Source organism: Thermodesulfobacteriota bacterium (genome assembly GCA_036397855.1).
In the GTDB taxonomy this organism is placed as follows: domain Bacteria; phylum Desulfobacterota_D; class UBA1144; order Nemesobacterales; family CSP1-2; genus DASWID01.
Genome location: DASWID010000120.1, coordinates 1 through 10,878, shown reverse-complemented (window position 1 = coordinate 10,878; position 10,878 = coordinate 1). Strand labels below are relative to the sequence as shown.

General features: G+C 39.8%; 9 protein-coding genes and 1 tRNA gene. 2 read left to right on the top strand and 8 right to left on the bottom strand.

The window, feature by feature from the left end; translation table 11 throughout:
* The 5 genes from VGA95_09410 to VGA95_09390 form a co-directional block, all read right to left on the bottom strand.
* Nucleotides 1-226: hypothetical protein (locus VGA95_09410; protein HEX9666755.1), on the bottom strand; the 226-nt coding region annotated here is incomplete at its 3' end.
* Between the two features lie 298 nt (nt 227-524).
* Nucleotides 525-1,787, bottom strand: a complete 1,263-nt coding sequence (locus VGA95_09405; GenBank protein HEX9666754.1) for a type ISP restriction/modification enzyme — start codon at nt 1,785-1,787, stop codon at nt 525-527.
* The gene (locus VGA95_09400) at nt 1,784-2,104 is read right to left on the bottom strand and encodes a nucleotidyltransferase domain-containing protein (GenBank protein HEX9666753.1); all 321 of its coding nucleotides are present in this window, start codon (nt 2,102-2,104) and stop codon (nt 1,784-1,786) included. The genes VGA95_09405 and VGA95_09400 overlap by 4 nt, the downstream gene beginning before the upstream one ends.
* Nucleotides 2,077-2,466, bottom strand: a complete 390-nt coding sequence (locus tag VGA95_09395; protein HEX9666752.1) for a HEPN domain-containing protein — start codon at nt 2,464-2,466, stop codon at nt 2,077-2,079. The genes VGA95_09400 and VGA95_09395 overlap by 28 nt, the downstream gene beginning before the upstream one ends.
* A complete protein-coding gene (locus VGA95_09390; GenBank protein HEX9666751.1) occupies nt 2,463-4,307 on the bottom strand; it encodes an N-6 DNA methylase in 1,845 nt (614 codons plus the stop codon). The genes VGA95_09395 and VGA95_09390 overlap by 4 nt, the downstream gene beginning before the upstream one ends.
* A gap of 983 nt (nt 4,308-5,290) precedes the next feature.
* Here VGA95_09390 and VGA95_09385 point away from each other — a divergent pair.
* Nucleotides 5,291-5,363, top strand: a tRNA-Gly gene (locus tag VGA95_09385).
* 20 nt (nt 5,364-5,383) lie between these two features.
* On the opposite strand, the gene VGA95_09380 is transcribed toward VGA95_09385, so the two are convergent.
* Nucleotides 5,384-6,442 (bottom strand): MlaD family protein, encoded by a 1,059-nt coding sequence (locus VGA95_09380; protein ID HEX9666750.1) that lies wholly within the window; start codon nt 6,440-6,442, stop codon nt 5,384-5,386.
* Nucleotides 6,443-6,624: 182 nt separating this feature from the next.
* Here VGA95_09380 and purH point away from each other — a divergent pair, with 182 nt between their 5' ends.
* Complete coding sequence (gene purH / locus VGA95_09375) at nt 6,625-8,187, top strand: bifunctional phosphoribosylaminoimidazolecarboxamide formyltransferase/IMP cyclohydrolase (GenBank protein HEX9666749.1); 1,563 nt, start codon at nt 6,625-6,627, stop codon at nt 8,185-8,187.
* On the opposite strand, the gene VGA95_09370 is transcribed toward purH, so the two are convergent.
* Together VGA95_09370 and VGA95_09365 are read right to left on the bottom strand one after the other, a co-directional pair.
* Nucleotides 8,184-9,695: a TolC family protein gene (locus VGA95_09370; GenBank protein ID HEX9666748.1), complete on the bottom strand. Its 1,512-nt coding sequence runs from the start codon at nt 9,693-9,695 to the stop codon at nt 8,184-8,186. The genes purH and VGA95_09370 overlap by 4 nt on opposite strands.
* Nucleotides 9,696-10,081: 386 nt before the next feature.
* Nucleotides 10,082-10,878 (bottom strand): PQQ-dependent sugar dehydrogenase (locus VGA95_09365; protein ID HEX9666747.1); only part of this gene is annotated, 797 nt, incomplete at its 5' end.

Genomic DNA, 10,878 nt, shown 5'->3' with positions numbered 1-10,878 from the left:
CAATACAATAAATATCATGTGCTGAGCTTAAATCATCTGCAATTTGTTCGGCAATTAATGGTCGTTCATCTGCTGGTACTTCTTTATATTGTTTGTATTTACTAAATGCGTTAGGATCAGGACATATTAACGCTACAAAACATGCTACTATTTCATCATTATAAATAAGTTGTTCAGATGGTTGGCAGTCAACATAAACAATTAAACCTTTGTCTTTATGAATCATCCTATTAATTATGCCTAATATTAAAATTTTTACTCTCTAATCCATTTTGAAAACTTTTAACAGGAATAATTAAAAAAAACAATGGGGTCGAGTCTACAATTGACAATTGTTTTTATCTGATTCTTTATTCAACTCTGTTTACTGACTCATTTAGCCGGTTCGCGGATTTAATACTGATACTAACAAATTTCTCTTTTGAATCGAAATGAGATTCTGTTGAGATCGTAACGCAGAGGCATAATGAGAACCTTTTATTGATGCATTCTTAGTCAATAGCATTAGTATTAAAAGGTTAAAATCAAACTTTAGTTATGTTGTTTCTATATACGTTGTCGATCTTTTTCTGTAACTCGATTGTCAAACGAATTGCTTTGGCAACTTTCATATAATGGTTAATCTCGTCAAGAGAAAGTTTTCGGTTTTTTCTATCCTTCAGATACTTTTCCATTACCTGATAGGCTCCGATTCGGTAGGTCCACACTTCATTTGAGATGCCCTCAAAATACTGTTCCTTATTTATGAAAACTCTCAGGTTTTGTTCATCGTACGAAACCTTCTCTACTTTTCTTGATCCGTCTTTTGGAAAACCAATCCCGGTCTCATCAAGAGCCGAAGCTTTAAGCAAATGAAGTTCAATGAGTTCTTTACCCAGAACACTTAATTCTCCAAACAATTTATTATTTGAGGGTAAAGGAATTCTTGGGAAATCGATTTTAAGGAATTCCTCATATCGTTTGCGGTAGGTGGGAGAATAAAGGACGGCATAAATATAATAAAAAACCTCTTCTGTTGTTGGCTCTGAGCCAACGGAGTCTTTTATAGCTTGTAAAAACTCTGGGGTGAGGTTCGGGGATCGCTCCGTTTTGAATTTCTTCTGTAAGGGCAATTCATGAATTGCCCCTACAGGTTCATCATGATATACATAGAGGGGAAAGAAAATACTTTGGTCACCAAAAAAGTTGATATCACCCAAATTATCAACAACAAATAAATGATGAAATTCTTTAGTTCTTAAATAACGACTTCGTTTAAAAGTAATTCCTAAATTTTCTTTCAGAAAACATTTCATAAATGGCCATCTATTTCTATCTATTAAGGCGGACTCATAGCAAATCCGCCGCACATCAAAGGGGCGATAAGCATAGGGATAAATTTTGTCCTCCAATTTCTGCCCTTTTACTTTCTGTCTCGCCTCAGACAACTTCCAACTTCCTGTATCTTTCAAATTCAGGCTCTCTTTGACTAGCTCGTCAGATAAATTACCGCCAAATACTCTGAGTCGTTGTGCAAGTTCTTCCTTTGTATACCCTACCACAAAATGGTCTCTATGAGTCTTAACTCCACTTGACCATTGCTTAAAAATCTCCGTCACCTTCCAGAACTTGTCATATTCGGATTGCAGGGCGAAGTCCTTGGGGACAAGGAAGTAGTAAGGAGCAGTGGGTTCAAGCTCTTGCCATTTAGTCGTTTTCACATCACTCTTAAAAAGGTATTTATATTTATCATCTCTTAATCCCCAGAGATCCGCGTAGAATACCCTGGCTAACTTCTTTTCGCTCATATCACTTCCACACCTTTTGATTTAACCTCGTCTTTGATAAAGCTACTACTATCTTCAGACTCCAGCTCTTCTTCAGTAAGCCCTATTATTTCCATCGGCCTTTTTATACCCATGCGGGCACGCCCTAAGAGACAAAGTCTTTCCCAGATATCCATGCTTTCAAAGTCATCTGATACAACCAGCAGATCTATATCACTATCCTCTCTAGCTTTACCAACTGCATGGGAACCATAAAGAAATGTTTTCTTAACTTTGATTCCAAGCGATTGGAGTCTTCTCTTATATTCACTTATAACTTGATAGATTTCCCTATCCATTGAAAGACCTCTTTGGTTTTTGTCAAAATAAACCCTGCTCTTTTCTGAGAAAAATCTTTAAGTATTCTCTGAAAATCTCGTGGATATCTTGTAACTATACTTAAATTGGTAACCTCTACAATAAATCTCTCTGTGTCTTCATCGGGAGATAATTTTGCAAGTTCCACAAGATACTCTAAGTCATGGGTTTTAGGTGCCGCTCTATCAGTAACCTCTTCGACTTTTGCCTTAAGAACTTTTTCGAGGGCAAGATGACACATAAATACCGTATAGATATATCTGCCCGTTTTAAACATATGCTCGGCGGTTTCTAAGTCATATTGTGCGGAGTCTAACCAGTTCTTTACCCCCTTTTTCATCATCCCTCCCCATACTTTAAAAAAAGTGCTATTGCAACTCCCTGCTGAATGTCAAAAACGTTCTCATCTTTACCGCCTTCGGGCGTCTTTTCTCCAATCCTTGAAGAACCATGGAGATTAAGGATGTGGATCTCATCAAAGGTCTCAAGAAGTTTCTTCCTCATGCCTCGATGAATTACTCCTGAAAGATAGGAGTTGTTGGTGATAAAACCCAGTATGCCCTTGCCGCCCTGCTCGATTTTCCAGTGGGCGAATCGAATGAACTTTATATAGTCGTCTGAAAGCGGCTGGATATTTCTCTCACCCCTTACATCTTCTTTATAATAATCCATTAATCTTTCGATAAACTCCGATTTATTCTCTGAGCTAACCGAATAGGGAGGATTGCCAAGGACAACAAGAATTGGAACTTTTTCCTTTATCCTCTTTGCCTCCAGCCCTTCTCTGGCAAGGTCAATCAGGAAACTTATCTGCTTTGGTTCTTTCATCTCCAGGGTATTTGTCAGGTAAAACTGAAACCGTTCATCCTTCTTGAACCGATAGCCCATTTCCTCCAATACCATAGAGACCTTAAAATGTCCAACAGTATAGGGAGCCATAAGAATCTCAAAGGCGTAGAAATTGGGTATTATATGCTCTTCTATGTAGGATTTAATGAGTCCTATCTTTTTCTTTTCTTCTAATTCCATCTGGACTTGCTTGATAGCTTGAACTACAAATGTGAGAGTCCCCGCAGCAGGGTCAAGGAGGGTAACATCGTTTGTAGCAAGACCCTCGCTCTTTCCAAATTTATCTTTTAACAGATGATGAATAGATCTCACAATGTAAGAAACCACAGGTAAAGGAGTATAGTAAACCCCTAACCGCTCTCTTTCCTTCGGATTATAAGTTGCAAGAAAGGTTTCATAAAAGTGGATTACGGGATCTTCATCCCATCTGGTGATCTTAAACTCCTTAAGGATTGAAGAGATATCCGCCTTCTCAAGTACGTGGCTTATGTCATCAACGATCCACGACAGGGATTCAGGAAAATGAGGACCAGTCATAGAATAGAAAATCTCCTTAAGTAGAGGCAGGCTTTCAGGAATATACCTCCAGGCAGTTTCCCTTTTAAATCCGTTTTGAACCTTCATCCTTGCAGCAAAAAGACCATAGGTAATAGTCTGAGCGTAAAGGTCGGAAAACCTCTCCTTTGTCAAAGTCTCTATCAGTTCTTCCTGAAAGGCTTTGAATAATCTTGTTACTTCCTCGTTGTCCCTTGAAAGCTCCTCGTGCAGGATGTGCTCGAGGAATCTGGTTCTCTTTGCAAGTTCAACGGAGAGATCGGACGATTTCTGAATCACAGGAGTGGAAAAGGAGAAGAACTTTTCCAAGAGTTCAGAGAATAAATCTAACTTCTCGGGCGCTGGAGGATGTTTCAAATCCTTTAAAGTAAATTGCCTTCCCACCTCTACCTTATCTATAGCCTTGCCGTATCTATATAGCCTGAACTCTAAGAAGTTAGTTAAAATAATGTTTGGCAGAGAATCACGATATCTTTTGAGTTGTTCGGAATCTTCAACTTCACTAAGATTGGTATCAGGCGTTTTAGCTTCAATATATCCGACAAATTCTCCATTCTTACCAATAAGAAAATCAGGAATCCCTACTTCTGTTTTTTTTGGCAGCACTAATACATTGGTTCCTGCTTGTGTTATAAAATTAATTGAACATTCCTGAACGAGAGTCTTTAATGATGGATAGAAACTCTCTTCCCTAAAATTACCTCCAGTATAGACCTTGTGGATTTCACTAAAGTAGATGCTAAGTGCCTTTTCCAGTCTTACTTTTTCAGCGCGGTTCATTATTTATGTTTACTTATACACTAATTGGAAAGATATGTTAAGTAATCATTAATGGAGTATAAACTTGTCTAAAATAAGAGATTGCTTCGTTCAGTCCAGTCTCGCAATTGAAAATGCCAGACGTTTCGGGGACAGAATCCTTAAGAGCGTTTTCCTCATTCATGTTATTTGTCGTTTCTAACTTCTTTGTCTTGATACAAAGAAGCAAAAATCAAGGCTACCCAAAAATTCGCTAAAAATCATAAACTCCGACTAAAAAATTTAATCCAACCACAACCCACAAATTTTTTTTCACGTCTTCGTTTCTGTTTTTCTTAACGCAATTTTTGGAAGGCCATTTAAGTCCTTTTCATTCTGAAAAGGATTAATGAAAATAAATCTACTCATGAAATTGTAAGAATTCTGTCCACGAAATATCTAACACTTACAGCAATGACAGTTCTGGGTTTGTCGTTCCATGCGACAGATCTCAACGATTTCAAAAAGGCGTTTTTATCTGTATAAAAGCCTTGTTTTACGAGGCTCGATCAACTCATTTCTAATCATTTTGGACACCATTAAAGGAGTGAATAAAGCTATCATTCCGTGATGCTACCCGGTAGAACTTATATGCTTATGTCACCCGATAACAACGTTCGGGCGCATGCCTTAAAGCGCAACATTTGGACACGAGCGCTATCGGGAATCCCCGCTCCCTTGCCATTTGTATGTTAAAAGGGAATCCATGTTCTTTGTCTCTGGATCCCCGACAAAAATCCTCGGGGATGACAAGCAGGGGTAGATCTTCGACAACGCTTGTCCTCACATGCCTTTAGTGGGGAGCATTCGAGGATGACAAGAAGGAGTGGATGCCCGAGTAATACATTCGGGCGCGACAAGTGGCGAAATACTGGTGACTTAAGATAAGAAAAAAACAAGCCACAAACTGAGCAACCGTCAAATGTTGACTTTTATGTGGCGCTAGAATAAATTTGTTTTTAAGTGCGGGCGTAACTCAGTTGGTAGAGTACAAGCTTCCCAAGCTTGGGGTCGCGGGTTCGAGTCCCGTCGCCCGCTCGAGCAATTTTAAGCTCAAGCTATTGGTTTTCCGTATCCTTTGCCTTCTCATCCAGTAGATACTTGACTGCAGCGCGAACAAATCTACTCCTATCAGCCTCGCCCAATACGCCCTTTAAATTATCATATATGGTAGGATCGATTAAGAGCGCACCTATGGTTCCTTCACCACCCTTAAGCATTTCCGTTATCTCCCTGAAGTTTGTTGCAGCCTTTTTAAGTTCAGGTGCTATTCCATCTTGGCCACCAAGATCATCTGAAGCAGAACTGATATTCGATAGTGTGCTGTCTAATTCTTCAGACAATTTCTTATCATAAATCAACGCATTGAAAAGGCCCGGGCCTTTTCGGATTTGGCCGATCAAATCATTGAGATTTGTCACGGCACTGTCAATTTTTAAAAGTGTATTTTCATCAAACCCCTGTCCAGACTTATCCCTACCGCCATAAATGAGAGTATGAAGTACACCTCTACCATCTTCTATTGCTTTCAGGCTATTCTCGATGGCTTCAGCACTCTTGCTAAGCGACGCAATCGTTTTATTTATATTCTCAATGTTTTCTTGTTTACCAAAACCCTTCACAATCTTATCCATGCTCTGTGAGATACTTATAATATTATCGATCAACAGCCCTGATTGACCTATCAACTCCTGAACCTGGGGTGGAGTGTAGCTTTTTATCTGGGTGTCGTTTTGAATCTGCTTTGGAGGCTCTTTCTTTCCCCTTATTATTTCGATGTACTTATCTCCAAGCAGTCCTTCAGTCTGTATTGTTGCAACGGAATCAGGACTGATCCTTCTCATCCCCTCCTCACTAACCTCCATGACAACCTTGATGAGGTTGATATCAGGATCTTTAGGAAATTCAACATCCTTAACGCTGCCGATTCGCACCCCCGACAGCCTTACAGCAGCCCCCTGAGTGAGGCCGGCAGTGTTGGTAAAGGAGGTATTCAGATTATACCTTCTCTTAAAAAGTACCTTATCTCCCCCAAAGATAAACACAAAAATTACCAATATTATAAATGTTACTAGAACGAAAAAACCGACCTTCAGCTTCAATGCGCGTTGATCCATTAAAATTACTCCCCTCTCACACTTTAAGTTAATAATTTCAAAAGCCTAATCACATACTCCATCCCCTTTAAAGTTAACTTTAAATAGTTTAATTAGCTAAAAATCATTATACGCAAAGATTGACAATTTCTCAAAAGACATGGTAATTTTCACTCACTTCTTAAACCGAAGGAGTTTCAAAAATGAATAAAATAAAAAGAGCCCTAATCAGTGTTTCCAATAAAGAAGGAATAATAGACCTTGCAAAGGAACTTAAAAAGTTCCAGATTGAAATACTCTCAACCGGTGGGACTGCAAAATCTTTGAAAGACGCCGGGATTGATGTAACGGAAATTTCAGATTACATTAAATCACCAGAGCTACTAGGCGGAAGGGTAAAGACTTTACACCCTAAAATACACGCCGGTATTCTTGCAGTAAGAGACAATAAAACTCACATACTGGAGCTGGAAAAACACGGCATAAAAAGTATCGATCTTTTAGTGGTCAATCTATATCCATTTATCGAAGTAATTAGAAATGAAAATGTATCGTTGAGCGAAGCGATAGAAAACATAGATATAGGTGGTCCTACAATGGTGCGTGCGGGAGCGAAAAACTATAAATACGTAACCGTCATCGTCAACCATGACGACCATGCAACCATAATTAAAGAGTTAAGGGAAAATAACGGATGTATATCCATCGAAACAAATTTCATGCTGGCAATCAAAGCCTTTTCCCACATAGCAGGTTATGAAGCCGCTATATCTAACTTCCTATCATCTATTCAAGTGGATAAAGAAAGAGCAAAATTCCCCCAAAATCTAACCATGCATTTCGAAAAGAAAATGGGACTCAGGTATGGAGAAAACCCACACCAAGAAGGCTCTTTTTATATCGAAAAGGGTTTTGAAGAGGCCTGTGTCTCAAATTCTTTTCAACTTCAGGGTAAGGAACTATCTCTAAACAATATATTTGATACGGATGCGGCACTCGAAACCGTAAAGGAGTTTTCCGATCCAGCCTGCGTGATTGTTAAACACAGCAACCCATGTGGGGTCGCAATTGGAGAAAATTCACTGCAAACATTTACCGCCGCGAGGAAATGTGACCCAGAAAGCGCATTTGGCGGTATTGTAGCCTTCAATACGGAAGTCGACGAACATACAGCATCTGAGCTTACCACGATGTTTCTTGAAGTAGTAATAGCGCCCGGCTACACCGATGAAGCGGTTTCAATCCTTTCAAGTAAGTCAAATCTTAGGGTTATGAAAACACCTCCCCTCAAAAATTCGATACAAGGCGGTTTTGATATAAAGAGGGTAGTAGGCGGTATACTCGTTCAGGACAGGGATCTTAGTGGAGAGCAGGATTTTAAGAGCTTCAGGGTAGAGACTAAGCGACAACCCACTGATGAAGAAATAGAGGCGCTGAAATTCGCATGGAAGGTATGTAAGCATGTAAAATCTAATGCAATTGTCTTTGCACGCGATGGACAGACCATAGGCATCGGTGCCGGGCAGATGAGCAGAATAGATTCCGTAAAAATTGCTGCCATGAAGGCAAGAGTTTCCACAAAAGGGGCCGTACTTGCATCCGACGCCTTTTTCCCATTTCGTGATGGAATTGACGAAGCAGCAAAGTCCGGTATAACAGCGATTGTACAACCGGGTGGCTCAATAAGGGATAATGAAACAATAGCGGCTGCAGACGAACACGGTATCGCCATGGTTTTTACAGGTGTAAGACATTTTAGACATTAATTTTTTAGCTTAACACCGCTAAACTCCAGTATAGTTCCCCTTGCAAACTCAAGCTGCGCAAGGGCAATATTATAAGATGTTATGGCTCTAATCTCCAAAAACTTCTCATTAACCAAATCTCGCTGGCTTTCTAATACATCTCTAGTTGTACCAATACCCACATTCAGCCTTTCTTGATTGTTTCTTAAAACCTCTTCGCGGAGCTCCACAGCCACTTTTGCGGCCTGTATACCCCTTATACTATCTTCAATATTTATTATTGCGTTACTGACATCGAGTGATATATTATCTAATACCTTCTTAAAAGCTATTACACTTCTATCCGCCTCAGCAGATGCCTTTACATAATCACCCTTTGCTGTTTGGTTGAAGATAGGAAAACTAAAAACACCCAGTACCTGCCATGTTGGAAAATCAGCGCCAAATAAACTGTTGAATGATTTACCAGCGCCCAAAAACCTGTCAGGGATTGGTTCAGGCATGTCGCCAAAGCTCAGTCGATCTGGATTTTCGTCACCGCCCAAACCTTCGAGTAATATATTCCCCTGTATGGATAAACTAGGCAGTCTCTGATTTGAATAAAACTTCTTAAGTGATTCCTTGTTCTTAATGTCCAGCTTTGCCTGTTGGACCTCGGGTCTATTTTCATAGGCTTCTTCAAGTACCTGACTCTCATCAAATGACAGATATGCAGTTTTAGGCTCTTCAACCGCGGAAATCTTCTGGGATAGAGGGATTGCGAGTATATTCTTCAAAGCATCCTCTGCCGCTTTTAGAGAATTCTCAGCCCTGATTAGATCCACCTCTCGTGCGGCAACCTCGGATTTGGCTTCAACAACGGCTACCGGGGGAAGTACCCCTACCTCAACCTGAATTTCATTTCTCCTTTGGAGGTCTTTAGCAAGATCGAGTGCAGTCTGGGCTAACTCAAGATTCCTTTTTGCAGCCACGAGATTCCAATATCCAGTCTCAACGTTTAGAAAGACTTGAGAAATACTTCTTTTTAATTCTTCATATGATATTTCGCTTGATCTCTTCGCTACTACGATTGGTGTCAAATTTACGCTGGTGCCGAAGTTTTTTAGTAGATCTTGTCCTATGTTAAAACCGAGAGAATTGAACCAACTTGGAGACAAATCGACGATCGGAGAGTTTGATGACGTCCTTGATACGGAAAAATTAAAGAGGTTATAGAAGGTTCCCGTAGGGAGATCGCCCTGCACATTTGCCTGGGCATTAAACTCCTTTTGTTCGACCTCACCACTCACTATAAATGAACTGGTTGTGGGTGTAGTACCATCCGTATATGATGAACTTATGTTAAATAGAGGATCGAATATACCCTTCTGCTTCTTTACTTCTCCCAGTGAAATCTCTACGTCCTTCCTTTGAATCTGTATATCCCGATTGTTTTCAAGCGCAATTCTTCTCACGTCTTGAAGAGATAAATTCATGACTTCCTGAATATTAGCCAGGGATAATATAAGTAAGAGAATTGTAGATGCCATCAATTGTCCTCCGATAAGGATTGAGAGATAAATATCTATTGATCATAACTCGAGCATCAATTTGGTCAATCTTCCCAAATATCTTATCTGATAGACATAAATAATACAGCGTTAGATCTGAATAAAACTTGATCAGATATATGCATTATTTCGTTTAGGATGAATATCACTTTTTAACGGGCTTATATATACCAATTCTTTTATATTGGAGCGAAATAGCTTTTATTAAACTCCCGGCAACAAGCTGCAGGAAATTAGTTAGTTAGACCTAGGGTGAATCTAAATGTTTGTTAGTTTTCATAACGTTATGGACCTGAGGAAATAAGATGGCTTTACCATTATTGTCCCCCTACCTAGATCACGATTTCTAAATCCTGTCGATAAGCTTATGAATTTAAGAAGGCCACGCGTAAATTCAAGATTTTCATATTGGTTATTAAATTCTCTCTCCGAGCTAATCTGTAAATACTGCCATCAAATGAGCAAATTAATAATTCATTGTGTTCATTCACGCCAAATGAGACTATCCTAAATGGATCAAATTGTAGCAATTCTGCATTATCTACAGGCTGGTAATTCTCATCTACACTTAGTGCCCATACTCGACCACTGCCAAAGTCAGCGTATATATATGATCCGAAAAGCTCAGGTAGCTCAGAGCCACGGTACACAAATCCACCTATTATTGTGACGCCCTCATTCCTTGGGTACGTCCAAACAGGCGTCTGAAGTCCGGTCATATCACAACCAAACTGCGGTTCATGACACATCGTTCCTTCCATTATATCCCAACCATAATTCCCACCTTTTTTAATGATATCAACCTCTTCAGCGCCATGCTCCCCAACATCACCGGCCCAAATAAGGCCTGTTTCGGGATCGAAACTAAAACGGAACGGATTACGTAACCCATAGGCAAAAATCTCCTCCCTATTTCCCTCGTTATTCGAGAAGAAGGGGTTATCCGGAGGAATGGAATAATTAAGACTGTTCTGTGGATTGTCCACATCTATACGCAGTATTGACCCAAACAAATTTGAAGTATCCTGACCATTTGCAATTGAAGTAACTCCCAATGAAATATAAAGGTAGCCATCCGGTCCCATTGCAATCTGACCCCCACAAATGCAAGTCCCAGGCTCCACTTGTATGCGATGGTCAATTTCCAATAAGATTAACTCGC

What these genes read in the sequence shown, in the direction of transcription:
- VGA95_09405 (HEX9666754.1), bottom strand. Translation starts at nt 1,787, where the DNA reads ATGAGCGAAAAGAAGTTAGCCAGGGTATTCTACGCGGATCTCTGGGGA.
- VGA95_09400 (HEX9666753.1), bottom strand. Translation starts at nt 2,104, where the DNA reads ATGGATAGGGAAATCTATCAAGTTATAAGTGAATATAAGAGAAGACTC.
- VGA95_09395 (HEX9666752.1), bottom strand. Translation starts at nt 2,466, where the DNA reads ATGATGAAAAAGGGGGTAAAGAACTGGTTAGACTCCGCACAATATGAC.
- VGA95_09390 (HEX9666751.1), bottom strand. Translation starts at nt 4,307, where the DNA reads ATGAACCGCGCTGAAAAAGTAAGACTGGAAAAGGCACTTAGCATCTAC.
- VGA95_09380 (HEX9666750.1), bottom strand. Translation starts at nt 6,442, where the DNA reads ATGGATCAACGCGCATTGAAGCTGAAGGTCGGTTTTTTCGTTCTAGTA.
- purH (HEX9666749.1), top strand. Translation starts at nt 6,625, where the DNA reads ATGAATAAAATAAAAAGAGCCCTAATCAGTGTTTCCAATAAAGAAGGA.
- VGA95_09370 (HEX9666748.1), bottom strand. Translation starts at nt 9,695, where the DNA reads ATGGCATCTACAATTCTCTTACTTATATTATCCCTGGCTAATATTCAG.